Source organism: Candidatus Baltobacteraceae bacterium (assembly GCA_036489885.1).
GTDB lineage: Bacteria > Vulcanimicrobiota > Vulcanimicrobiia > Vulcanimicrobiales > Vulcanimicrobiaceae > JAFAMS01.
The window spans coordinates 1675517-1698431 of record DASXEW010000003.1; the positions used below are offsets into that span (position 1 = coordinate 1675517).

Consider the following 22915-nt stretch of genomic DNA (forward strand, 5'->3'; position numbering starts at 1 on the left):
GTCATCCCGAGCATAGCGCTCTGCAAGAGCGCGTAGTCGAGGGACCGCGAGCACTACTTTTTGACTTCGACGGCCTGCTTCTGGATACGGAAACTCCTGAGTATCGCGCGTGGTGCGAGCTCTACGAGCAGAATGGTCACGTCCTAGAGCTATCGACGTGGTCGCTTGCCGTCGGGACGATTGGAGGCTTCGATCCGTCGGCGCACCTAACGAGTCTTGGCACGCCGCCAAGCGCCGAAGCGTTGACGGAACAGAGGCGGCGCGTCTTGGAGCTTTGCGAGCTCGAGGACTTTTTGCCGGGAGTCGATGCACTGCTCGACGTCGCGAGTAGCCGAGGTCTGAAAACGTGCATCGTATCGTCAGGAACGCGCGCATGGATCGAGGGCCACTTAAGGAGTCGATCCGGACTCGAAAGGTTCGAGGCGATTGTTTGCGCGGATGGCGATCCGGCTCGCGCAAAACCACGGCCCGTGCTTTATCTCGAAGCGCTTGAGCATCTCGGCGTGGATGCGAACGAAGCAATCGCATTCGAAGATTCGCCGAACGGCATAGCCGCAGCAAAGGCAGCCGGAATATTTTGTGTCGCCGTACCCAATCCGGTAACTGCCGGCCTCGATCTGAGCAAGGCTGACCTCGTGCTCGACTCGCTAGCTCAATTCGAGCTTCTTGGCCGGCAAAAAGGGGGGTAGCGTGGCGATACGAATGCCACGGGTATCCTACCGTCGAGGTGACGTAATTTGAAGTCTATGACCGATCGCTCGATGAGCGAGCAGATGTCGACGAAACCCGGCTTCATTGCCGCGCTCGATCAGAGCGGAGGCTCGACCCCCGGCGCTTTACGTCTTTACGGCATCGCCGACAACGCATACAGCGGCGATGCGGAGATGTTCAAGTTGATGCACGAATTTCGCGTGCGCATCATGACGTCACCAGCGTTTACCGGCGATAAGGTCATCGCCGCGATTCTTTTCGAGCGCACGATGGACGGAACGGCGCAGGGTAAGCCGGTTCCAAGCTTCTTGTGGGAAGATCGCAAAGTCGTACCATTTCTGAAGATCGACAAGGGTCTCGAAACGGAAAGCGACGGCGTGAGCATGATGAAGCCGATGCCGGGACTCGACGATCTGCTCGCACGCGCAGCGAAGTTGGGAGTTTACGGCACGAAAGAGCGCTCGACGATCACGCTTCCGTCGAAGACCGGGATCAAAGCCATCGTCGAACAACAGTTTGAAGTCGGCAAACAGGTCGCATCTCACGGCCTCATGCCGATCCTCGAGCCGGAAGTCTCGATCAAGAGTCCGGACAAAGCCGGTGCGGAAGCGATTCTACGCGACGAGATCACGCGTCATCTCGATGCGATGGCCGAGGGACAGGTTATGCTTAAGCTGACGATTCCGGACAAGACCGACTTCTACGCCTCGTTGATCTCGCACAAGCGAGTCCAACGCGTCGTAGCGCTCTCGGGCGGCTACACGCGCGCCGATGCCGACGAAAAACTATCGCATAATCACGGAATGATCGCGAGCTTCTCGCGGGCGCTGGTTCAAGATCTCAAGGCGCAGATGAGCGACGCCGAGTTCAACACGGCGCTCACGCAGGCGATCGACGAGATATTCAAAGCCTCGACGGTCAAAGTATAAGCGCCACGTAGGCAAGCGTCGATCCGAGGATCGTCACGACGAACAGCGCGACGCCGCTTGCTGCGACGTCGGCTACGCTTGCAGTACCCACCCGCTTGCATAAGAACCACGCGATCGGTATCGTCAGAGCGACGAAATAGGCAAGTGGTATGACGCCGCCGAGCACGATTGCAAGAATCGTTCCGGCGTAGATGGCCCCCACCGCGCCGTAAATCAGATAACGCGAGCGTTCGCGCCCCAGCCGGGCGATGAGGTTCAACTTTCCGGTCGCGCAATCGGAATCGATGTCCGGATACTCGACGCAAAACATCAAGACGAACATCGCCGCAATAGAAGGCAGGCTACTGGCGAACAACCGCAGCGCCGGCACGTGCGCAAACGTCACGTATCCGGCCAGCGGGAAAAGCAGCGCTATTATGACGGCTGTGTCGAGCTCGCCCCAGCCGCGCGCAAGTAAGCGCATCGGCGGCGCGCTATACGACCAGCAGAGAACTCCGATGAGGCCGCCTACGAGTGCGGGTACGTACGCAGCACTGATTGCGAACACAAGAATCGCAAAGGTGCCGACGCCGGCGCAAACGAGCGCCGCATTGAGCGCGATGCGCGGAGAGAGTCCGCCCTCGAGTAGCGCACCGCTGCCACCCGACCAGGCCGTACGCTCCGCCGATTCATCACAAAACCGGTCGTAGTAGTCGTTGGCGTAGTGCACCATGAGGTGAAAGGACGTCACCATCATCTGTCCGAGTGCGTACACCTGCCAGTCGATGTACGCGCCGTCGTAACGCGCGATGGCCGCGCCGAGAGCGAATCCTAGTAATCCGCCGGCCAAGAACTTCAAACGTGACAAACGGATGAAGGCGCGCAACACAGGATGATTCTTCATCCTTCGTGAGAAGGGTCATGCTAGATGCGTATCGGCGCGATCGACGTTGGGACGAATTCCATCCACTTGATCGTTGTCGAGGTCGATGCAGAGTCGATGTCGACACGCACCGTCTTCAAGGCGCGCGAAATGGTGCGCCTCGGTGCCGATGATGCGCTCGAAGGCGGGATGCTCGGGAAGCGAGCGATCGCGCGTGGTGTAGAAGCAATCGCACGCTTTGTCCGGCTCGCGCACGAACGCGACGCCGAGCGCATTCGCGTCGTAGCAACGTCGGCAGTGCGTGAAGCCCGTAACGGCGCCGAATTCGCGAATGAAATTGAACGTTCGTGCGGTGTTCCGCTTGAAGTGCTCGACGAGCACGAAGAAGCGCGGCTAATTTATCTCGGTGTAACGCGGAATTTTCCGCTACACGACCGGCTCGCGTGCATCATTGACATCGGTGGCGGCTCAACCGAATGGATCGTCGCCGATGATCGGCGTCCGTACTTGCTCGAAAGCGTCAAGCTCGGGAGTCTGCGGCTATACGACGCGTTTTTGCGCGGGGACGAACCGCCGTACGAGCGATATCCGGAGCTTGTCGGCCACATCAAGACGCTATTGACGCCGCTCGTCGAGCGGCTGCGTCAGTTCGATTGCGATCTAGTGATCGGAACGTCAGGAACGATCATGGGTCTGGCTGCGCTCGACGCCGGCGACCAAGGAACGCGTCCGGGAATCCACGGTCACGCACTGACGCTCGAGCGGCTGCGAGTGCTCCAGGCCAGGATGCTGACGCTGACCGAGGCGCAGCGACGCGCACTACCCGGGATGAACGCGCGTCGCGCCGACATCATCATTGCCGGGGCCGCTGTTTTGATCGAAGGCTTGGTCGGGATCGGCGCGCGGGAGATCGTCGTCAGCCAGCACGCGCTGCGTGAAGGCGTCGTCGTCGACCTTGTGCAGGCCGACGCCGACATCGTGCGCCGGCTCGATGTTTTGCGGGCGCGCCGTCGCGAATCGGTTGCTTCGCTCGCGCGGCGCTACCAAAGCAGCGGCCTGCACGAACGCAGCGTCGCGCGTCTTGCGTTGCGTATCTTCGATGAGCTCTCGCCGCACATCCGGACGAGTCCGGTCGATCGCGAGCTGATTCACGCGGCCGCGCTGCTTCACGATATCGGAAAGTTCGTGAACCCCAGCGCCCATCACAAACACGGCGCCTACCTTATACGAAGCAGCGCGCTCGACGGTTGGAGCGACCCGGAACGAGAGCTACTTGCAACAATCGTGCGCTATCACCGCAAAGCGTTACCAAAAGTGACACACCCCGAATGGATGGCATTCGGAACGCTGGAGCGTGATCGCGTCGCACTCCTGGCAGGAATCCTTCGTGTTGCGGATGGTCTTGACGTTCGTCAACAGGGGATTGTGAGCGACGTGCGCGTTCGCTGGGGTCCTGCAGCCGTTGCGATAGAAGTCGAAGCGAACGACACCCAAAGCAGTGGCGATCTTGCATCTGAGATCGCAGCCGCGGGATACAAGGCGGACCTTCTTGCAAAAGCGCTCGGAATGGCAGTGATTCCGCGGGGAGTCGCGGCCATCTCGGCAGAAACGTAGGCGCTCGTGACCACACTCGCCACCACAACAAAACGCATCTTGGTCGTCGACGACGAGTCGGCGATTTTGCAGACCCTGCGCTTCAATCTCGCGCGAAGCGGCTATCAGGTCAGTACTGCAGGAGATGGGCGTACTGCGCTCGCGCTTGTTGCAAGCGAAGAACCGAACCTCGTGATACTCGACATCATGCTGCCGGTGCTCGACGGCATCGAGACGTGCAAAGAGATTCGCCGTCACAGCAACGTGCCGATCATCATGCTGACCGCAAAAGACCAGGAGATCGACAAAGTCGTGGCGCTTGAGATCGGCGCCGATGACTACGTTACAAAGCCGTTCTCGCTGGCTGAATTCATGGCGCGAGTAAAAGCGGCCTTACGACGTGCGGAAAAACCGCAGATCAGCGAGCGCGACGAACCGATCGTCGCCGGCGAGATTACCCTCGATCCATCGCGGCATCTGCTGCTGGTGCGGGGACATGACGTCCAGCTGGCCCCCAAAGAATTCAGCCTGCTGCACGTGCTGATGGAAAACAAGGGCCGGATCGTGACGCGGCAGATGCTGCTCGAAAAAGTCTGGGGTTACGATTTCGAAGGCGAGCATCAGACGATCAGCGTTCACGTTCGCTGGCTTCGCGAGAAAGTCGAACTCGATCCGAATAACCCGCGGCATATCATCACGGTCCGCAGCCGCGGCTACATGTTCCGGGAATAGTGAATTTGGCCGGCGAGCTGTTGGCGTTGCTCGTCGGTGCCGCCGGGGGGTTCTTCGCAGCACGCTTCGGACGCAAAAGCTTGCAGCCCCAGGCTCCCGACGTTACGGAAAAGCGCACGGAGCAACAGCGCGACGACTCGCTCGAGCAAATCGTGGCGCTCATGCCTGTCGCAGCCTTGATCGTGGATCGCAATGGTTACCTAAAATTTGCCAACGTCGTTGCGGAACGCACTTTCGAGATGGATGGCGAGCGCGGGCGCGGACGCGCGGTGATCGAAGCGATCGGTTCCCTCGATCTCGAGCGCCTGGTGCAGCGCGGCCAATTCGGTCAGCACGCTGAAGGCAGGATCGTTCTGCGCTCCCTCGAGGTCGAGCGCAGTCTTGCCGTTACGGTTCAGCCGCTTGCAAAACACGGCGGCGACATGCTCGTCTTTGGGGAAGACCGTTCGAAAATCGCCGACAGTGAACGCGTGCGGCGAGACTTCCTCGCCGACGTCTCTCACGAGCTGCGGACCCCGATTTCGTCGATCCGATTGATGGTCGAGACGATTCAGCTTTCCGATGACGATCCCGAAGCGCTTCGTCTGTTTCTTCCCAAGATGGTCGAGGAGCTCGAGCGCATGACGCGGCTCATCGAGGATTTGCTCGAGCTCGCGCGCGGTGAAGCCGGTCAGGTCCCACTCCACTTAAGTAAAATCGATCTCTCGCGTTTGGTTGAGGACACCGTCGTCGCCTTTCAAGCCCGCGCCGAAGAACAAGAGGTCGATTTGCGCTTGGATGCGCCGGGTTTGGTTGAAGCCGAAGTCGATTCGAAGCGCTTGACGCAAGTCATCGTAAACTTGATCGACAATGCACTCCGCCACACTGCATCCAAGGGTAACGTGCTGGTCGGCGTCGGCGCCGAGAACGGCGAAGCGTTTCTCAGTGTGAAAGACGATGGCGTCGGAATACCGTTCAAAGATTTGCCGCACATTTTCGAACGTTTTTACGTCGTCGACCGCTCACGTTCGCGAGGTTCGGGCGGTACTGGTCTTGGGCTTGCAATCGTAAAACAAATTATCGAAGCGCACGGAGGCAGCGTGCACGTCGATTCGGAGCTCGGTTTAGGCGCGCGTTTTTCGTGCAGGCTTCCCGTTAAGCAGGGGACAACGCCTTGATAACACACATGTGCGATGCTCTTTTTGGCGGCTTGTTTAAGGCGCCTTAATATTGCCTTAAGGATGGGTTGATCGTGCCCACCGATACTCGTAGCGAACGGATTATGTTGTTGGAAGCGGCACCGGCTGAGACACGGACAGAAGTCAAGCTCGAAGCAAAGACGCTAAACGTCTACTACGGGACGTTCCGTGCGATTAAAGACGCATCGCTTGCGATGCCGACGAATCGTGTGCAGGCACTCATCGGACCGTCGGGTTGTGGTAAGTCGACGTTTTTGCGGGCACTCGATCGCATGCACGATCTCACGCCGGGTGCGCGTATCGAGGGCGAGGTCGAGCTCGACGGCAAGAACATCTACGATGATGACGTGGACCCAGTGATGGTTCGCTATCGCATCGGCATGGTGTTTCAGCGTGCGAACCCATTCCCGAAGTCGATTTGGGAGAATGTTGCCTACGGCCCCAAAATCCACGGCCTCAAAGACAAGCACAAGCTCGATGAAATCGTCGAGCGCTCGCTGCGTCAAGCGGCGCTCTGGGAAGAGGTCAAGGATCGCCTGCATCGCTCCGCATTCGATATGTCGGGCGGACAGCAGCAGCGGCTTTGTATTGCACGCGTGCTTGCAGTCGAACCCGAGGTCATTCTAATGGACGAGCCGGCTTCGGCGCTCGATCCGATCGCCACCGCGAAGATCGAAGACCTCATCGGCGATCTGAAAAAAAATTACACCGTCGTCATCGTAACGCACTCAATGCAGCAAGCCGCGCGCATCTCCGACTTTTGTGCGTTCTTCCATCTCGGTGAACTGATCGAAAGTGGCCCGACCAACCAGGTATTCACGCGACCAAAAGATCGTCGAACGGAAGACTACATCACTGGACGTTTCGGATAACGTTAAGGACGATCTCTTCACTTTTAAGACTATGTTAAGGCTTCCCAGCTATAGTTCAGCCGTTTGCAAAGCAAACTTGCTTCAGCTTTGAGGAGAGTATGAAACCGCTGCGCATTATATTCGCGCTCCTTGCCTTTTCGATAACTACGACTGCCGCTGCATATGCGGCTGCCGAGCTCCTGGAGACGGGCTCGAGCCTCGTCTACCCGCTTATGAACCTCTGGGTGCCCGTGTACACCAAGGCGCATTCCGACGTGAAGATCACAACGCAGAGCACCGGAAGCGGAACCGGAATTTCGCAAGCTGTCGCAGGCGTTGCGCAAATCGGCGCCTCCGATGCGTATATGAGTGACGCCCAGCTTGGCACCACGCATATGCTCAACATCCCGCTTGCGATCAGCGCGCAGCAGGTCAACTACAACGTCCCCGGCTTGAACGACGTCCATCTGAATCTTTCAGGTCCGGTTCTCGCCGGAATCTACGATGGCTCGATTCATTTTTGGGACGACGCAAAGATCAAGGGCTTGAACGGCTCCGTCGCCGGCAAGCTGCCGCATGAAGCCATCATCCCCATCCATCGTGCCGATGGCTCGGGTGATACATTCATCTTCACGCAATATCTCACGTTCTCGACGCCGAGCTGGAAGAGCGGCCCGGGCTACGGCACCACGATCAGCTGGCCGTCGGTTCCGAACGGAGTCGGCGCGAACGGCAACCCCGGTATGGTTCAAGCTTGCCAAGGTGCAAAGTATTCGATCGCATACATCGGCGTTAGCTTCCTGGATCAAACGAATCAAGCCGGCCTTGGCTACGCCGCGCTGCAGAATGCGTCCGGCAAATTCGTTCTTCCGACGGAGCCCAACATTTTGGCCGCCGCTGCCGCGAAAGACAAATCAACGCCCAAAGACGAGCGGATCTCGCTTATCTATGGACCGGGCGCAAACTCATATCCGATCATCAATTACGAGTACGTGATCGTCAATCCGAAGCAAAAGGACGCTGCTACGGCCTCCGAAGTGAAGAACTTCTTGGGCTGGGCGATTACCGGCGGGCAAGAGAAGTCGTATCTCGAGAAAGTGCACTTCATCGCGCTTCCACCGAGCATCGTCAACTTGAGCAAAGCTCAAATCGCGGAAATCGGTTCGTAGGAGTACATGGCAACAGTCGCTTTGAGCGGCGCTAAAAAGCGCCGCTCAGGCGCCGCCCCACTCGACATCGCGCTGCGCTACGGATCGACGGCCACCGCCGTCGTAACGGCTACGGTCGTCTTCCTCGTCGCGGCGTTTCTGATCATCTATTCGTACCCGGCGATCGCGTTCAACGGCTTTGGGATTCTCACGCATCTCGAGTGGAATCTCGGCAACCAGTACGCTAACGGGGTCGAGCGCCACGGCGGGTTCACGGGCGCACCCGGCGCTTCGTTTGGGGCTGTCGTTTTTATCGCCGGGACCATCATTTCGTCGGCGTTCGCGATGGCAATTGCTACGCCGCTTGCCATTCTGGTCGCCATTGCGATGCACTATCAAGTTCCGCGCCGTTTGAAAACGCCGGTGAACACGCTCGTCGAGTTGATGGCGGGCGTTCCTTCGGTCGTTTACGGCTTGTGGGGCATCGGTGTGCTCGTCCCGTGGATTTCGAATTCCGTCGGCCCGTTTTTGGCGGGACACATTGCGTGGCTCCCGATCGTCGGCGGAGGGTCCGCGAGCGGCAACGGTCTGCTGGCGACGTCGTTCATTCTCGCCGTCATGGTCTTCCCGATCATGGCTGCAACGATGCGCGACGTTCTCTCGACCTTTCCAAAGATCGTATTCGAAGGCGCAATCGGTCTCGGTGCGACGCCATGGCAAGCCGTCACGACAATGGTGATCCCGGCGATCCGCACGCAAATGTTTGCGGCCGCCATGCTTGCGCTCGGTCGCGCGATCGGTGAAACGATGGCAGTCCTGATGGTCTGCGGCTCGGCGCTCAATCAGCTCCCGCAGAATATCTTCGCACCGATCAACACGATTGCGGCGGTGATCGTCTCGCAGCTCGACAGCGCTTTGACCGATCCGACCGGTATGGCGGAGCGGTCTTTGGCCGAGCTCGCGTTGATTCTCTTTGCAATCACGCTCAGCGTGAACTTGATTGCGCGACTGATTATGCGTGGCGGTGACCGCGTGAAGCGGACGGCATGAACCAAGTGGCAATCTCCGGTTCACCCGTACAGACGTCTGCCGCACGCTCGATGACGCGCGGCAGCGTACTCGTCACGATTCGACGCAACATCGGCTGGGGCGTCAGTTTGCTCGCGCTTGCCTCCGCGCTCGCGATCCTGCTCGCGATCTTCTGGTTCGTGCTCTCGCGTGGGTTGCCGGCACTTAAACCGACGCTTTTCACGACGGTCACGTCCGGCATTTCGGGTGGACTCGAAAACGCGATCCTGGGTACGCTGATGCTCGTCGTATTCGCGGTGTTCATCGTTGCGATTATCGGTTTTGGTACAGGCATCTGGCTCTCGAGCTATGCTTCAGAGAAGCCGCGTGCGCTCGTTCGGTTGCTGACGGACGTGCTGGCCGGCGTTCCGTCCGTCGTCGTCGGTTACTTCGGCTACATCTTGCTCGTGAAGATAGCGGGCTGGCAATTTTCGCTCGCCGGTGGCGCGATCGCGCTGACGATCATCATGTTACCGTACGTCGTGCGTGGCACCGACCTTGCGCTCGAGAACGTTCCGCGCGAGCTGCGTGAAGGCGGCTTCGCACTCGGTGCGACCTATACGACCGTATTAATGACGGTTTCGTGGCCGTACGCGCTGCCGAGTGTCCTTACGATGCTGTTACTCGCGACCGGAATCGCGCTCGGCGAGACGGCACCGCTCATTTACACGGCGGGTTGGTCCAATTATTTGCCGACGGCGCATTTGACGCACAGCCCGGTACCGTACCTGACGTACGTCATCTGGACGTTTATCAGTCAGCCGTTTGCGGAGTCGCACGCGCTCGCGTTTGCGGCAGCCGCGCTCTTGATGCTGATGATTGTCGTGACCAACGTCTTCGCGCGGTCCTGGCTCGAAAGTCTCGCCCGTAAACAACGCGGCGAACGCTAGATCAAAACGTGGCTATGCTGCGCGTTGCCTACCATGAAGCTCTCGAGGGGGCTGAAGTTGATCTTGGGACGCTTGGCGCGCTCATGGTCGACGCTCTGCATCATGCCGTCAGAGCCGTCGAGACATCGGACGCTGCACTCTCCGCGCGCATCATCACGGGTGCCGATCAAACGGCCGAGCTGGGGCGCCGTATCGAATCAGCCTGCATCGACCTGATCTGGCGGCAGCAGCCGCTCGCGGATGAGCTGCGCCGCGTCACCGGAATGTTCGAGATCAGCACCGATTTGCAGCGGATCAACTATTATATCGTCGACATCGCAAAACACGCGGTTCGTCTTGCGGAGAAAACTCCGGCAGGGGCGCCACGCGAGGCGCTGCGTGAGGTCGCGAAGCTTACGGAAGACGACCTCAAGTCCGCGGTCGAGGGATATTCAAAGCGCGACCTGTCGTCGGTGCGTAAGGTCCTAGAAGCCGACGAACACTATGAGAAGCTGTACAGCTCCGGAATTCGCAACCTGCAAAACGCGATTCGCGCAAACACCGATGTGCTCGCAGCCGCGACCGAGCTTCTGTTTGTTCTTACATCCTTACAACGTGTCGGAGAGCACGCATCGAGCATCGCCTGGCATACGGCGGAGATGTTCGAAGCTGACGGTCAGGCGTAAAGCAGTCTGACGTCCTTCCGGATGAGCTCGCGTGGCCGCGAGACTGCGATATCATCCTGCATCAGAGCGCGATCACCACTGCGCCATGTGACCTTGTATGTTGCCGGAAGAAGGCCGCTGAGCACGTAGCAGCCGTGTCGATCGGTACGCACCGTGTAGCTCAAGCCTTCAGCGGCGGCTTGCACGATGATGTTCATGATCGGATGGCCGAGCCGATCCAAGCACACGCCGCCGATAGCGCCGGCCGGCTTTTCCTCGACGCGATCGTTGCCGGGCGTCAGTCCGCGAATAACCTCGACGCGTTGTCCGTCCAAGACGCCCACGCCCCGCAACAGCGTCGACGTGTATCCCCCCGCCATGATCATGATATCGTATGCGCCTTCGGGGAGATCGATCGAAACGCGACCGCGAATGTTGGTGTGCTCGGTGATCAAATGTGTAGCGTCTCGGACAATGTTGATTACAACCGATGCAATAGGAACGGCGGATCTGCGATCGACGACTTGGAGATCGAGCCCCGTCGTCTGTTCCGAGGTTCGCATTCGTCCCTCTCTTGGCGATGTGAGGTAGTGCCTCCTTAAGGAGGGCCGGGTTGGTGTGTCGCATCACCCCCGGGTGAACACGCGCTACGATTCCCGGCTGTCTGCCGACCTCGACGCGCTCCGCGAGGCCGGCACCTACAAACGTCTACGTCACCTGACGACGCCGATGGCGCCCCATGTGCGGATGGAAGAGGCCGGCGACGTCCTCGTCCTTTCGAGCAACAACTATTTGGGGCTCTCGGATCAATCCGAGGTCATCGATGCCGGCATCGAGGGATTGCGTCGCTACGGAGCTGGGACCGCGTCGGTGCGCTTCATCTGCGGAACGTTTGACGTACACCGCGAGCTCGAGGCGCGAATCGCGAACTTTCTTTCCACGGAGTCATCGCTAAGCTACGTTTCGTGTTGGGCTGCCAACGAAGGGCTGCTACCAACGATCGGCACGGCCGGAACGACGATTCTCTCGGACGAGCTCAACCATGCGTCGATCATTGACGGGTGCCGCTTGGCCGCCGGTAAGCGCCTCCGTTATAAGCACGACGACATGGGCGACCTCGGGCGGCAGCTTGCAGCCGAACGTGCGCTCGGCGATCACCCGGTCTTCATCGTCACCGACGGCGTCTTCTCAATGGAAGGAAGTCTCGCCGATCTTCCGGCCATCGTCGCGCTTGCAAAACGCTACGACGCAGTAACCGTCGTCGACGACTCGCACGGTACGGGCGTGATGGGAAAGACCGGTCGCGGCACGATCGAACATTTTGGGCTCGATGGCCAAATCGACATCATCACGGGGACGCTCGGCAAAGCATTGGGCGGCGCGGCCGGCGGATTCGTCGCGGGATCACACGCGCTCATCGATACGCTCGTCCAACGCTCGCGCACGCAACTGTTCTCGAACGCTCTCCCGCCCACTGTGGCGTGCAGCGCGCTGGCCGCAATCGAGTATCTCGACGCGCACCCCGAGCTGGTGAAGAAGCTACATGCGAACGTCGCATATTTTCGCGCAGGCCTCGAGGCGCGCGGCTTTACGCCGCTGGCGGGTCCAAGCGCGATCATCCCGATCATCATCGGACCGACGGCCGGTGCAATCGCGATGAGCGACCGGCTGCTTCGCGAGGGAATCTTTGTTACCGGGTTCGGTTTTCCGGTCGTGCCCGAAGGCACGGCGCGGATTCGGGTACAGATAAGCGCGGCTCTGGAACGCGATGATCTCGACCGTGCACTCGCCGCAATGGAGCGCGCGCGTGAAGCCGGTTAAGATCGGACTTCTCGGCATCGGAACGGTCGGCAGCGGCACGTACCGTGTTCTCGAGCGCAATCGTGAAGAGATCACACGCCGCGCCGGACGCCGTATCGAGATCGCCTGGGTCGCGGCGCGCAATCTGGCGCGAGCGCGCGAGATCATCGGACCTGATGTACCGTTGACCGACGACGTGATGCGCGTTGCGCGCGACCCGGAGATAGACATCGTGGTCGAAGTGATCGGTGGAACGGGCGTCGCCAAAGACGCAATGCTCGCTGCGATCGAAAGCGGCAAACACATCGTCACCGCCAACAAAGCACTGCTCGCGACCCAGGGTAATGAGATTTTCGCAGCCGCCGGCAAGCGCAACGTCATCGTCGCGTTTGAAGGCGCCGTTTCCGTGTGCATTCCGATTATCAAGGCGCTGCGCGAAGGGCTGACCGCGAATCGCATCGAGTGGATTGCCGGCATCATCAACGGCACGAGCAACTTCATCTTGAGCGAGATGCGTTCCAAAGGCTTGCCGTTCGACGACGTTTTGCGCGAGGCACAGCGTCTGGGTTATGCCGAAGCGGATCCGACTTTCGATGTGGAGGGCGTCGACGCCGCGCACAAGATTACGCTACTCTCGGCGATCGGTTTCGGGATTCCGGTGCAATTCGATCGTGCCTACATCGAAGGAATCTCGCACCTCACGGATCGCGACATCACGTACGCCGAAGAGCTTGGATATCGCATCAAATTGCTCGGCATAACGCGCCGCGCGGCCAGCGGTATCGAGCTGCGCGTCCATCCGACGTTGATTCCCGCGCAGCGTTTGATCGCGAGCGTCGAGGGTGCGATGAACGCAATTCTCGTCAAAGGCGACGCCGCGGGCGTGACGATGTATTACGGCGCAGGCGCCGGTTCCGAACCAACGGCATCGGCGGTGATTGCCGACGTCATCGACGTTACGCGGTTGATGGAAGCCGAGCCCGAAGAGCGCGTTCCGCATCTTGCATTTCAACCGGACGCGCTTTCCGCGGTGCCTATTCTGCCGATGGTCGACGTCGAGACGTCGTACTATCTACGTTTGCGCGTCCGGGATCAAGTCGGCGCGCTCGCCGATATTGCACGCGTGCTCGCGGACTCGGAGATCTCAATTGACGCGATGTTGCAAAAAGGGCCGGCCGACAACGACGGTGAGACCGACATCGTGATTCTCACGCATCGCACGCGTGAGGGAAACCTTCAGCGGGCAATCGGGGGGCTGGTGAAGCTGCCGACAGTGCGGGAGAGCTACAGCCGAATTCGCCGGGAAGATCTTGGATGAAGGCGAGGTGAGAAAACGCTCAGGACCAGCACAGGATCGTTTCCACGTCCTCTAACCTTATTCCAAAACCACTCCCAGGGTAAAATCGGTTACTATAAGTAGCGGAAGAAGGCCGCCACCACATGAATGCAATTATAAAGAAATATTTCAGACCGGCCGCGAGCGCAGCACTCGCTGCGGCGTTCGCCTTTGCGGCGCTACCGATGGCGGCGTCAGCTCAGCAGGCTGAAGATCAGGAAATCCAGGGGACGGTGCAGTCGATCAACTCGACCTTCAACATCACCGTGCTCGATAGTAATGGTAACCTGGATAACGTTGAACTTCACCAGGGCACGGTCATCAATCCGAACGGTCTCACGCTCGCCCCTGGGATGAACGTGACGGTCGACGGATACGACGACGGCGGTCAATTCGACGCGAACGTGATCCAGACGCCCTATCAATACTCCGGCCCGGCGCCGACTCCGGAATACTACGGCCCTGGCTGGTGGTATCCGGGCTTCGCGTACGGCTACGGCCCCTCGTTTAGTCTCTTCATCGGCACGGGCGGCGGAAGGTTCGTCTATCGCCAGCCATGGGGTGGACACTGGTGGGTCAACACTCCGGTTCACACGTTCGTCGGCGCTCGCGGTGGATACGCGGCAGGCGTCCGTTATCCGGCCACGCGCTACGCCGCCCCGGTAAGCCACTACGCACCCGTTCGCTCGTACGGCGGCAGTTACGGCGCAGCGCGAGTTCCTGAGGCGCGCAGCTACGCAGCACCGCGCACGTATTCGGCGCCACGCACGTACTCGGCTCCGCGCAGCTACGCAGCTCCGGCGGCGCGCTACGGCGGCGGCGGGTACTCTGGCGCACGGTATCGCGCGACGGCCTCGCACTACAGTGCACCTGCGGCGCACTACTCGGGCGGCGGTTCTCGCGGCGGCGGTGGCTCGGGCGGACGTCATCGCTAGGCAGAACTAGGTCCATCAAAAGAAGCCTCGGCCTCCGCGCCGGGGTTTCTTTTATTTGCGATTCGTTTTGGGTCGCTTGAGCGGAAAGACCGACGCGCGGGGTTCCGTGTCGCCATAGCTCGCGGCATAGTAGCCATCACGCAAGTGCGCGAGCTTTACGTCATTGCGCAGCACCGTGCCGTCGCCGCGATAGACGATGACACTCTTGAACAGCATGACGTAGGCTGCGAGACGAACGGTCTTCCAGTCGGAGATCTTCCATGTGTTCGGCGCCATGACCGGATAGTCGTAATCCGGGATCGTGACTTTCGAATTGTCAAGCCGCTCGAAGGTTACTTTGAAGCCTTCACGTTGGAAGATCTGATCTTGAAGCGAGCTGATCGTGGCCATGAAAAAAAGCCTCGCCTTTATCAGACGAGGCTCCTTCTTTGCGGCCGGTCGGAGGAGGTTCTTAGTGTCCGTTCATGTTGTAGCTGCTGTTGGTGTGATGGTACTGGCGCCACTGATGATCGAAGTTGCTGTAGTTTCCGCTGTTCCAGTCCCCTCGATGCGCGCGATAGTATTTCGGATCGCGCTTCTGGTACCAGACCTGTGCCTGGCTGACGGTCATGTAATGCCGGTGATGACCGGCATCCCAGTAATAGGGGCGGTTGTTCGTATCCCAATAGAGTTGGACGGAGACCTGAGCCAGCGCCGGTCCCGCACCCATCGTGAAGAGCGCGACTAAGGCGACGAGCCGTGTGGCAAGCTTTTTCATGCTGAGGTCGTACCCGCAGGCCCCGTTCACAAACAAAAGGGGCCCTCGCTTGCCCTAGTTCCAGGAGATCAGACGACCGACAAGGGAAAAATGCCGCCCCCGCGCTCCGGTAGTGAGGCTGTATGCGGCGTTATATATGGCTCGTCGCCTTGGCATTGGGCGTCGCGATCCTGGGTCTGTCGGCCACGTTGGATGCCGGACGCGCCGCCACGAACAAATTCATGCAGCGGGTCAGGGGTACCGTCGGTTACCAGATCGGCGACGCGGGCGCTTTTAACAATGTTGCGTCGATGCTCGATCTTCCGGACGATGCGTTTGCGGTAACACAGGACAAGTCAGCGGCCCTCCTACAGCTCCCGGATTCGTCGATCGTATCGCTCGGCATGAACACGAAAGTGCAAGTAGGCGCGTTCGATTCATCGCAAAACGGACCGGGCGCGACGATCACCGTCGACGGCGGCGCGTTACGTTTCGAAATCAAGCGTCCGCAAGGGAGCGTTGCAAACTATCGCTTTGTAACGCCGACGTCGCAAGTCGGTGTGCGCGGAACCGTTGGTCTGTTGGCGTTGCTGAGTGGCCAAACGACGGTTGCGTGTCTCGAGTGCGCGGCCGACAGCATCACCGTCACCGTCGCCGGACAAACGTACGCACTCGCGAGCGGTCAGGTCCTAACCGTAACCGCGGCGGGTGCCGTAACGACCGGCGCCGTGACATCATCAACGCTTGGAATTTTTTCGGGCGCATGGGTTAGCACCAGTGCGGCCACAGGCGTCGCAGCGGCAACGGCAGGTGTTGCCGGCGGAAGCGGCATTCCGCCCGCGGTGCTGACCGGTGCAGGCGCGGCCGCGGCTGCGGGCATCGCGATTGACGCCGTGGTGGGGCACTCGACACCTGTTCCGGCCGGTACGGTGCAAGGGTCCGTGTCATTGCAAGGACACGCTCCGCAACCTATGTCGACGCCGCGTAAGGCGCCGTAGATGCGTTCATTGCATTTCGCGGCAATCGCCGCCTTGACGTTATCGCTCAGCGCGTGCGCCGGCGGAGGATCCGGCACGTCGAGTCCGTCGAGCAGGTTGGCAACGGCAAAGATTTCCCTGCAAATCCCCACTGGCCAATCATCCGCGTCGACGTCGGCGAAGGTACGCTATCCACAATTCGTTTCGCCGAACGCATCATCGGTGGGAATTACGGTGAATGGCGGGACCGCACAAAAATTTGACGTCAGCGCGACCTCGAATTTATGCTCAACGAGCGACAACGTGCGCACGTGTACGCTATCGCTGAGCGCTCCCTCAGGTAACGATACCTTCAGCTTCACGATTTATCTCGATCCAAATGGAGTAGGCAATATCCTCGCGACGGCGACGCAGGCAGAGCATTTGAATCCCGGTTCGCAATTCAGTTTCACGATTGCGATGAACGCCCTCGTGGGCATGGTGATCGCTACCACGCAGGGAAGCCAGAATGCGAGTTGCGGTAGCACCACTATCATCCCCTCGATAACGGAGTTGTGTGCGGACACCATCGTTCTTAGTCTGACCACGTACGACAGCAGCGGCGCCCCCATTACAGGGTCGACCCCGTATGCGTCTCCATTAACCGTCACTGTGTCACCGACCGATCCATCGCTCAGCGTCTCGCCCGGTACTATATCGGCGCCGGAACAAACATCAACGTTGACCTACAGCGGTGCCGCGATGAGCGCATCGGTCACGAACTCTGTTATGCTCACCGTTTATCTCGGTCCGCAAGAGGATCTCGCATTTTTGCAGATCCCCGTGTTCCGCGAATCGAACAGCGGACTGGGCGTTACACGTTACGCGCTTCCGGGTTCGACGGTCGGTACCGGCCTCACGAACTTCCCCGAAGAGATCACCGTCGGTCCCGACAACAATCTGTGGATCGTCGAGCGCGTGACGAACAAGGTCGATCGCATCACGACGTCCGGAACGATTACGCAGTTTGCGACGGGGTTTGGCGGATCGCCGAATCCGGTTGGTATAGCCAAGGGTAGCGACGGTAACGTCTGGTTCAACGACGGCAATTGCACGATCGGACGCATCAGCACGAGCGGTGCGCTTCAGTCGAGCGTTGTCATTCCACCCGGAACCGGGTGCTTTATGACGCAGATGACGCAAGGTCCCGACGGAAACGTCTGGTTTCTCGCACCCACCCTCAATGCGGTTGGATACGTCGATAGCGGCTTGACGCCGCACGTTTTCACGATACCGACGGGCAGCGCGATCAACTACTTCCTCGACGGCATCACTGCCGGGCCCGACAACGCGGTCTGGTTTAGCGAGAACCACGCCAACAAAATCGCGCGGATACCGACGAACGCAACAAGCGGCTCGCAAATCACCGAATACACGGTTCCGACCAGCAGCTCGGATCCGCTCGGAATTTCGCTCGGCTCGGACGGCAATCTGTGGTTCGTCGAATTTAATTCGAATCTCTACGCAAAGATTACGACGTCAGGCGTGATCACGGAATATCCGGGCGTCGTCAATCCGGCGGACTTTGCGAACATGGTCGTCATCGCGAGCGGACCAGACGGAAATATGTGGATTCCGCAGGGCGGCGGCGTTGTTCGCTTCAACCCGTCGAACCCCACTACGGCCGCGATACCGTTGTTCAACGACACCGCGCAAACCGACGATCACGGTATTGTGGCCGGGCCGGACGGTAACATGTGGTTCACCGGTGACGGCTCCGCCGGCGGCGGCGGATTCAATCCGACCGCCGACGAGATCGCGAAGTTCACGCCTTAACGGTTACTGCACGACGGTCGTTCGAGCAGCGCCCTTCGGAATGAAATAACTGATCGCGAGACGTGCCGTCGACGTTCCGTTGTTTGCAGCGGAATGCCGGTAGCCGGTCTCTTCGGTCGCGCTTTGTCCCGCGGTGAGTACGTGCGAGCCGGCGCCGTCTTTGATCGTGAACTCGCCGGAGATCACGGTTACGATTACGGGGCCGCCATGGGAGTGGTTCGGAATTGTGCCGCCCGGCGGAATGTCCAGAACCTGATTGACGAGTTCGTAGTCGCCGGGCGAAGAAACCGTAACGGTCATTACTTTGGTCGCGACGTTGACGGGGGAAGTCTCGGTTTGGCCGGAGGCATGCGAACCCAAAACCGCGATTAAGGCGCTCAAACAAAAAAGCGCGACGCTCGTACGCTTCATGCGAATCGTGTTCAGACCCGCGAGCTATTCGCCTTCTTACTTGACAATGATCGTGCGGGCGGCGCCTTCGGGAATAACGTAGGTGACGGCGAGGTGTGCGATCGTCGTACCGTTGTTTGCAGCGGCGTGAACGTACGCGGCCTCTTCGCTCATGCTCTGACCGGACGTGAGGACGCGCGTGCCCTTGTTGTCCGTAACCGTCAATTCGCCCGAAATCACCATGACGATGACGGGACCTCCGTGATGATGCTCGCGCATATATGCGCCCGGCATAAGATCCAGCAATTGATTGACGATGTCATAATCGCCGCCTGCGAGGTTGACCGGCATGTCCGCCATTGCGACGCTAAGGGGTGCTTTTAGCTGCATCTGACCGTAGGCGCGTAAGCCTACGACGGCGACAAAGGTGCACGCGCAGACCAGAAGAGCGATTGCGATGATCCTCATACGCGTTCGTCTCAACGGAGGCCTTAAGGGTCCTGCCGAACTTCTGAAGCGTTAAGGAGAGACCATGAGGCGTTCGTTGATATCGGGTTTTGTTTTTGCCATTCTCTTGGGCTCGGGTGCGTCTGCTGCGCAAACGCCTTTACGAGCTCGGCTGATTGGAACGTGGCGCTACGTCTCGGTTACGGACACGCACAAGGATGGTAGCCGGGTTCAATCCTTCGGCAAGAATCCCAGCGGCATTGCCGTCTTCCAGCCGAACGGCACCTACGTCATTGTGGTAACGCGACCCGACCTGCCGAAGTTCGCGTCGAACGCGCGCTTGCGTGGAACGGCCGCCGAAAATACCGTGGCGGTTCGAGGTTCACTCGGACATTTTGGGACCTACACCGTCAACGAGGCAGAGCGCACGTTCACGACGCGCGCAATCGGCGCGACCTTTCCGAATATGGTCGGCGTCGATCGCAAATACATCGTGGAGTCGATCACGAAGGACGAGATCGTCTGGATTCCGCTCGAGGCAACGGGTGGCGGACGAGGCCGCGGTGTTCTTCGGCGCGTTCAATAAATGAATCGACGCACCGTTCTCGGGTGGATGGCATCGGTTGCTGCGTTCGCGCCGTCATCGTTTGCGAAGCGGGCAAATGCGGCGGTTGGACCCGAGATGACCGCGCTCAGCACATATATGGGTGCCGCGGGCGCGTCGCCACTCCCATCGAACGTCGTGGAAAACGCGAAGCATCACATCCTGGACACGCTTGCGTCAATGATTTCCGGCTCGCAATTGGGTCCCGGTCAAGCGGCGCAACGCTTTATTCGCACGCATGGCGGAAAGGGCTCGTGCACGATCGCAGCGTCGCGTCTGACCGCGTCGCCGGTCGACGCCGCGCTTGCCAACGCCGAGCTGGCGCAAGCCGACGAAACCGACGACTCGCATAACGAATCGCATTCGCATCCCGGCTGTTCGATCGTCCCCGCGGCGCTTGCGGCCAGCGAAGAATTCGGCGTCGACGGAACGCGCTTTCTACGCGCGGTGACGCTCGGTTACGACGTCGGCACTCGCGCGACGATCGCGCTGTTCGGCTCGCTCGGCACATTCAATCCGAAAAGCAGTTTGAGCACGCATGCGATCGCGGGGACGTTCGGCTCAGCCGCCGCGGCGGCGTGCGTTGCCGGGCTTGACGCGCACCACATGACGTGGGTGCTCGATTATGCGGCGCAACAGTCGTCAGGGATTCACGCTTGGCAACGCGACAGCGAGCATATCGAGAAATCGTTCGTTTTCGCCGGAATGCCGGCCCGCAACGGCGTTACGGCGGCGCTGGTCGTCCAATCGGGATGGACGGGCGTCGACGACATCTTCACGGGAGAAGACAATTTCTTCAAAGCCTACGGCCCGACGGCACAGCCGGAGCGGCTCACGGAACATCTAGGCGAGCGCTACGAAATCGTCGAGACGGATATCAAAGAGTGGACGGTTGGATCGCCGATTCAAGGCGCGCTCGACGCGCTCGTTGCGATCCGTAGCCGCAGGCCGTTTGAGGCAAGCCAGGTTCAGGCCGTTACCGTGCGTCTCGCTCCTGAAATCGCGAGAACAGTAGACAACCGCAACATCCCCGATATCTGCATGCAGTACATGGTCGCGGTGATGCTTCTCGATAAGACGGCGTCATTTCGCGCGGCGCACGATATGGCGCGCATGAGGGATCCGCGGATCCTCGAGCAACGTGCCAAAATAACGCTCGTGCACGATCCGGATCTCCAAAAAGAGATGCCGGTCCGAGTCGCAATCGTCGAGGTTGCGTTTACCGACGGTACTCGCCTTTCGGAGCGCGTCACCGCCGTGCGCGGGACGCCGCGTAACCCGATGTCAAAAGACGAAGTGATCGCTAAAGCGCAGGATCTCATGAATGACGTTATCGGGCGCGAGAAATCGGAACGGCTGATCGAGACCGTCTACGCAATCGAGTCCGTGAAGGACGTCCGAAGCTTGCGACCGCTCCTTCAAACCTGACGCTACGCGTCGTTCGAAAACATCACCGAAATGCCATCAAGCGGGATGCCGTGCAGTGCCGTGTCCCAGCGCTGCCCTCTCACGGCGGGAAAGGCGCGCGTTAGCGTTCCGGTCGTGATGATCTCGCCCGCAGCAAGCGGCGGATTGTGCTGGTCGTGCCGCAATAGCTCGATCAGGTGCAGCAAGGCGTGCAACGGACCGTCGATGACATTGGAGGCATGCCCGCGATCCATTTTCTCGCCGTTACGGGATAGCTCGATATCGAACGAGCACAACATGCGCGTCCATTCGGCGAGGTCTTGCGGCTGTTGTCGTTGCGGGCCCAGCAGGAGTGCACCATGCAGGCCGTTCGCGGCGACTGAATCGGCGGCCGTGAATTTCCATCCCGGAAAAATCGACTGGACGATCTCAAAACCGTGAGTTGCCCACTCGATCGACCCCAACAACTCTTCGGGCGACAAGCCTCCGCGCGGGACAGTGCGTAATTTGAACGCGATTTCCGGTTCGATTTGCGGTTCGCTGAACGCGTCGAGGGAAAATCCGCCGCCGACGTTCGACAGTTCGTGTGCCGTCGTGTCGTAAACGTAGCCCCAGATTGGGGCGAAAACGCCGTATTCACTCCAAATCCGTCGATTCGTAAATCCGATCTTGCGACCGACGACGCGTTCTCCTCGCGCCTCACGCAGCTCGCGCATTCGAGCAATGATGGCGTAAGCCTGATCCAGATCGAACGTCGCGTCCCCCTCTGAGAAGGGGCCGATTTGCTCGCCTCGATCGAGGGCTTCAAGGGTAGATTCCGCGATATCGGCGACCGATGTTGTCATTGCTCCCGATTCTTAGCGTTCACATAAAGAGAGGCCTCGCTTACGCCGACGCCCCCCATTTGCTTGCCCTTGGCAATCTCATAACACATAGAAACATCCGATGACGAGCGACGTAAAATGACGTTGTCGACACTGGCCGCTAGCTTTGAGTGAACAGTACCCGACATGGACTCGTTAAGAAAAGAACTGCCGACACTTTGAAATTTGCGAGTGAGCGTTCATAGAATAGTCGAATCACTGGAAGGAACTGAAACACACGCGTTGATACGAACGCATATTGTTGGCGACGGGCTTCGTGAGAAGCACAGCAAAGTTTCTTATGTGGAAGGGATTATGAGAGTATCAGGCACCGTGCGGTTTGTCATCGCGTGTATCATGTGTCTTTTCGGCAGTGCGCTGTGTACAGCGAACGCCTTCGCGCAGAGCACAGCCGGCCCCGAGCCCTCGATCATTAACCTCGCCACGCCAATCCCAGGCGTAGTAACCGTGAACTTGCCGAGAGATATTCCGCTTGTTGTGGAGACCGCAGAGAGTATTAATTCGTATTCAGCCGCAACGGGCGAGCGAGTCAAATATCGCGTGTTACAAGATTTTATCGTAGGCGGATACTTGATTGCAAAAGCCGGCGACGAGGCCGAGGGAATGGTTCAGGAGGGGCAACAAGGCAAAGCTGGGTTCTACGGGATCGGCTACAAGGCGGCAAATCTTAGGGTCAGCGTTGATAAGATTTTTACGTTTTGCGGATCAACGCTGCAAGTTGACTTCGATCGGTCAGAATATCGCCGCCGTCAAGGTTTTATGGGAAGCAACAAAGACGTCGGCGTTGCCAAGGGACAGCAATACGTTCCAACTGTGGATCACCCGCAACAGGTCTGCGCTGTAAAAACGGACGAGAAAGCTCTACCGATTCCGAAGGACGCTCTTCACGCAGACAAGGGATAACGCTTGGCTGCCGAGAGCAAAAAAGAAAGAGCCTCCTTTTGATGCTGCCGCCAACGAAAAAGGAGCCTCGACATT

Annotated in this window: 25 protein-coding genes; 18 read left to right on the plus strand and 7 right to left on the minus strand. The window is 59.3% G+C overall.

Features of this window, described 5'->3' with window-relative positions; all coding sequences use genetic code 11:
* The first annotated feature begins 20 nt into the window (after nucleotides 1-20).
* Both VGG22_14180 and VGG22_14185 read left to right on the plus strand, forming a co-directional pair.
* Nucleotides 21-689: an HAD-IA family hydrolase gene (locus tag VGG22_14180; protein HEY1729523.1), complete on the plus strand. Its 669-nt coding sequence runs from the start codon at nucleotides 21-23 to the stop codon at nucleotides 687-689.
* Between the two features lie 57 nt (nucleotides 690-746).
* A complete protein-coding gene (locus VGG22_14185) occupies nucleotides 747-1640 on the plus strand; it encodes a fructose bisphosphate aldolase (protein ID HEY1729524.1) in 894 nt (297 codons plus the stop codon).
* Here VGG22_14185 and VGG22_14190 read toward each other — a convergent pair.
* Complete coding sequence (locus tag VGG22_14190; GenBank protein HEY1729525.1) at nucleotides 1630-2523, minus strand: prenyltransferase; 894 nt, start codon at nucleotides 2521-2523, stop codon at nucleotides 1630-1632. The two genes, VGG22_14185 and VGG22_14190, sit on opposite strands and share 11 nt — an antisense overlap.
* 24 nt (nucleotides 2524-2547) lie before the next feature.
* Between VGG22_14190 and VGG22_14195 the strand changes: the two genes are divergently transcribed.
* The 8 genes from VGG22_14195 to VGG22_14230 all read left to right on the plus strand — a co-directional run bounded on the left by VGG22_14195 (nucleotide 2548) and on the right by VGG22_14230 (nucleotide 10627).
* Nucleotides 2548-4116, plus strand: coding sequence for a Ppx/GppA phosphatase family protein (locus VGG22_14195; GenBank protein HEY1729526.1), 1569 nt, complete (start codon nucleotides 2548-2550; stop codon nucleotides 4114-4116).
* A 6-nt stretch (nucleotides 4117-4122) separates the two neighbouring features.
* Complete coding sequence (locus tag VGG22_14200) at nucleotides 4123-4827, plus strand: response regulator transcription factor (GenBank protein HEY1729527.1); 705 nt, start codon at nucleotides 4123-4125, stop codon at nucleotides 4825-4827.
* Nucleotides 4827-5984, plus strand: coding sequence for an ATP-binding protein (locus VGG22_14205; GenBank protein ID HEY1729528.1), 1158 nt, complete (start codon nucleotides 4827-4829; stop codon nucleotides 5982-5984). The genes VGG22_14200 and VGG22_14205 overlap by 1 nt, the downstream gene beginning before the upstream one ends.
* A 104-nt stretch (nucleotides 5985-6088) precedes the next feature.
* The gene (pstB, locus tag VGG22_14210; protein HEY1729529.1) at nucleotides 6089-6877 is read left to right on the plus strand and encodes a phosphate ABC transporter ATP-binding protein PstB; all 789 of its coding nucleotides are present in this window, start codon (nucleotides 6089-6091) and stop codon (nucleotides 6875-6877) included.
* Nucleotides 6878-6975: 98 nt separating this feature from the next.
* Nucleotides 6976-8025 carry a phosphate ABC transporter substrate-binding protein PstS gene (pstS, locus tag VGG22_14215; protein ID HEY1729530.1) on the plus strand — a complete coding sequence of 350 codons (1050 nt, stop codon included), beginning with the start codon at nucleotides 6976-6978 and terminating at the stop codon, nucleotides 8023-8025.
* A gap of 6 nt (nucleotides 8026-8031) precedes the next feature.
* Nucleotides 8032-9054 (plus strand): phosphate ABC transporter permease subunit PstC, encoded by a 1023-nt coding sequence (pstC, locus tag VGG22_14220; protein ID HEY1729531.1) that lies wholly within the window; start codon nucleotides 8032-8034, stop codon nucleotides 9052-9054.
* The gene (gene pstA, locus VGG22_14225) at nucleotides 9051-9962 is read left to right on the plus strand and encodes a phosphate ABC transporter permease PstA (GenBank protein ID HEY1729532.1); all 912 of its coding nucleotides are present in this window, start codon (nucleotides 9051-9053) and stop codon (nucleotides 9960-9962) included. Before pstC ends, pstA begins: the two co-directional genes overlap by 4 nt.
* 14 nt (nucleotides 9963-9976) lie before the next feature.
* The gene (locus VGG22_14230; protein ID HEY1729533.1) at nucleotides 9977-10627 is read left to right on the plus strand and encodes a PhoU domain-containing protein; all 651 of its coding nucleotides are present in this window, start codon (nucleotides 9977-9979) and stop codon (nucleotides 10625-10627) included.
* Here VGG22_14230 and VGG22_14235 read toward each other — a convergent pair.
* The gene (locus tag VGG22_14235; protein ID HEY1729534.1) at nucleotides 10618-11169 is read right to left on the minus strand and encodes a carboxypeptidase-like regulatory domain-containing protein; all 552 of its coding nucleotides are present in this window, start codon (nucleotides 11167-11169) and stop codon (nucleotides 10618-10620) included. The two genes, VGG22_14230 and VGG22_14235, sit on opposite strands and share 10 nt — an antisense overlap.
* A gap of 73 nt (nucleotides 11170-11242) precedes the next feature.
* On the opposite strand from VGG22_14235, the gene VGG22_14240 reads away from it, so the two are divergent.
* The 3 genes from VGG22_14240 (at nucleotide 11243) to VGG22_14250 (ending at nucleotide 14677) form a co-directional block, all read left to right on the plus strand.
* Complete coding sequence (locus VGG22_14240; protein ID HEY1729535.1) at nucleotides 11243-12427, plus strand: glycine C-acetyltransferase; 1185 nt, start codon at nucleotides 11243-11245, stop codon at nucleotides 12425-12427.
* A complete protein-coding gene (locus VGG22_14245; protein HEY1729536.1) occupies nucleotides 12414-13724 on the plus strand; it encodes a homoserine dehydrogenase in 1311 nt (436 codons plus the stop codon). The genes VGG22_14240 and VGG22_14245 overlap by 14 nt, the downstream gene beginning before the upstream one ends.
* Before the next feature lie 122 nt (nucleotides 13725-13846).
* The gene (locus tag VGG22_14250; protein HEY1729537.1) at nucleotides 13847-14677 is read left to right on the plus strand and encodes a hypothetical protein; all 831 of its coding nucleotides are present in this window, start codon (nucleotides 13847-13849) and stop codon (nucleotides 14675-14677) included.
* A gap of 51 nt (nucleotides 14678-14728) precedes the next feature.
* On the opposite strand, the gene VGG22_14255 is transcribed toward VGG22_14250, so the two are convergent.
* Together VGG22_14255 and VGG22_14260 are read right to left on the minus strand one after the other, a co-directional pair.
* Nucleotides 14729-15067, minus strand: coding sequence for a hypothetical protein (locus VGG22_14255; protein HEY1729538.1), 339 nt, complete (start codon nucleotides 15065-15067; stop codon nucleotides 14729-14731).
* 61 nt (nucleotides 15068-15128) lie between these two features.
* The gene (locus VGG22_14260) at nucleotides 15129-15434 is read right to left on the minus strand and encodes a hypothetical protein (GenBank protein HEY1729539.1); all 306 of its coding nucleotides are present in this window, start codon (nucleotides 15432-15434) and stop codon (nucleotides 15129-15131) included.
* A 122-nt stretch (nucleotides 15435-15556) separates the two neighbouring features.
* Here VGG22_14260 and VGG22_14265 point away from each other — a divergent pair, with 122 nt between their 5' ends.
* Entirely contained in the window at nucleotides 15557-16411 is an 855-nt protein-coding gene (locus VGG22_14265) for a FecR family protein (protein ID HEY1729540.1), read from the plus strand.
* On the plus strand, nucleotides 16412-18205 hold the full coding sequence (locus VGG22_14270; protein ID HEY1729541.1) for a hypothetical protein: 1794 nt from the start codon (nucleotides 16412-16414) through the stop codon (nucleotides 18203-18205).
* Nucleotides 18206-18208: 3 nt separating this feature from the next.
* On the opposite strand, the gene VGG22_14275 is transcribed toward VGG22_14270, so the two are convergent.
* Together VGG22_14275 and VGG22_14280 are read right to left on the minus strand one after the other, a co-directional pair.
* Complete coding sequence (locus VGG22_14275; protein HEY1729542.1) at nucleotides 18209-18616, minus strand: cupin domain-containing protein; 408 nt, start codon at nucleotides 18614-18616, stop codon at nucleotides 18209-18211.
* A 36-nt stretch (nucleotides 18617-18652) separates the two neighbouring features.
* Nucleotides 18653-19063, minus strand: a complete 411-nt coding sequence (locus tag VGG22_14280) for a cupin domain-containing protein (protein ID HEY1729543.1) — start codon at nucleotides 19061-19063, stop codon at nucleotides 18653-18655.
* 64 nt (nucleotides 19064-19127) lie between these two features.
* On the opposite strand from VGG22_14280, the gene VGG22_14285 reads away from it, so the two are divergent.
* The gene (locus VGG22_14285) at nucleotides 19128-19628 is read left to right on the plus strand and encodes a lipocalin-like domain-containing protein (protein HEY1729544.1); all 501 of its coding nucleotides are present in this window, start codon (nucleotides 19128-19130) and stop codon (nucleotides 19626-19628) included.
* Entirely contained in the window at nucleotides 19629-21074 is a 1446-nt protein-coding gene (locus VGG22_14290) for an MmgE/PrpD family protein (protein ID HEY1729545.1), read from the plus strand.
* 2 nt (nucleotides 21075-21076) lie between these two features.
* Here the strand turns inward: VGG22_14290 and VGG22_14295 are convergent, their stop codons facing one another.
* Nucleotides 21077-21898, minus strand: a complete 822-nt coding sequence (locus VGG22_14295) for a fumarylacetoacetate hydrolase family protein (protein HEY1729546.1) — start codon at nucleotides 21896-21898, stop codon at nucleotides 21077-21079.
* A 210-nt stretch (nucleotides 21899-22108) separates the two neighbouring features.
* On the opposite strand from VGG22_14295, the gene VGG22_14300 reads away from it, so the two are divergent.
* On the plus strand, nucleotides 22109-22840 hold the full coding sequence (locus VGG22_14300) for a hypothetical protein (GenBank protein ID HEY1729547.1): 732 nt from the start codon (nucleotides 22109-22111) through the stop codon (nucleotides 22838-22840).
* Nucleotides 22841-22915: the final 75 nt, after the last annotated feature.

Coding starts and splice junctions, on each gene's coding strand:
- VGG22_14265 (HEY1729540.1), top strand. CDS start 15,557: ATGCGGCGTTATATATGGCTCGTCGCCTTGGCATTGGGCGTCGCGATC.
- VGG22_14285 (HEY1729544.1), top strand. CDS start 19,128: ATGAGGCGTTCGTTGATATCGGGTTTTGTTTTTGCCATTCTCTTGGGC.
- VGG22_14275 (HEY1729542.1), bottom strand. CDS start 18,616: ATGAAGCGTACGAGCGTCGCGCTTTTTTGTTTGAGCGCCTTAATCGCG.
- pstA (HEY1729532.1), top strand. CDS start 9,051: ATGAACCAAGTGGCAATCTCCGGTTCACCCGTACAGACGTCTGCCGCA.
- VGG22_14230 (HEY1729533.1), top strand. CDS start 9,977: ATGCTGCGCGTTGCCTACCATGAAGCTCTCGAGGGGGCTGAAGTTGAT.
- VGG22_14270 (HEY1729541.1), top strand. CDS start 16,412: ATGCGTTCATTGCATTTCGCGGCAATCGCCGCCTTGACGTTATCGCTC.
- VGG22_14295 (HEY1729546.1), bottom strand. CDS start 21,898: ATGACAACATCGGTCGCCGATATCGCGGAATCTACCCTTGAAGCCCTC.
- VGG22_14235 (HEY1729534.1), bottom strand. CDS start 11,169: ATGCGAACCTCGGAACAGACGACGGGGCTCGATCTCCAAGTCGTCGAT.
- VGG22_14280 (HEY1729543.1), bottom strand. CDS start 19,063: ATGAGGATCATCGCAATCGCTCTTCTGGTCTGCGCGTGCACCTTTGTC.
- VGG22_14250 (HEY1729537.1), top strand. CDS start 13,847: ATGAATGCAATTATAAAGAAATATTTCAGACCGGCCGCGAGCGCAGCA.
- pstB (HEY1729529.1), top strand. CDS start 6,089: ATGTTGTTGGAAGCGGCACCGGCTGAGACACGGACAGAAGTCAAGCTC.
- VGG22_14195 (HEY1729526.1), top strand. CDS start 2,548: ATGCGTATCGGCGCGATCGACGTTGGGACGAATTCCATCCACTTGATC.
- VGG22_14185 (HEY1729524.1), top strand. CDS start 747: ATGACCGATCGCTCGATGAGCGAGCAGATGTCGACGAAACCCGGCTTC.
- pstC (HEY1729531.1), top strand. CDS start 8,032: ATGGCAACAGTCGCTTTGAGCGGCGCTAAAAAGCGCCGCTCAGGCGCC.
- VGG22_14260 (HEY1729539.1), bottom strand. CDS start 15,434: ATGAAAAAGCTTGCCACACGGCTCGTCGCCTTAGTCGCGCTCTTCACG.
- pstS (HEY1729530.1), top strand. CDS start 6,976: ATGAAACCGCTGCGCATTATATTCGCGCTCCTTGCCTTTTCGATAACT.
- VGG22_14255 (HEY1729538.1), bottom strand. CDS start 15,067: ATGGCCACGATCAGCTCGCTTCAAGATCAGATCTTCCAACGTGAAGGC.
- VGG22_14290 (HEY1729545.1), top strand. CDS start 19,629: ATGAATCGACGCACCGTTCTCGGGTGGATGGCATCGGTTGCTGCGTTC.
- VGG22_14190 (HEY1729525.1), bottom strand. CDS start 2,523: ATGAAGAATCATCCTGTGTTGCGCGCCTTCATCCGTTTGTCACGTTTG.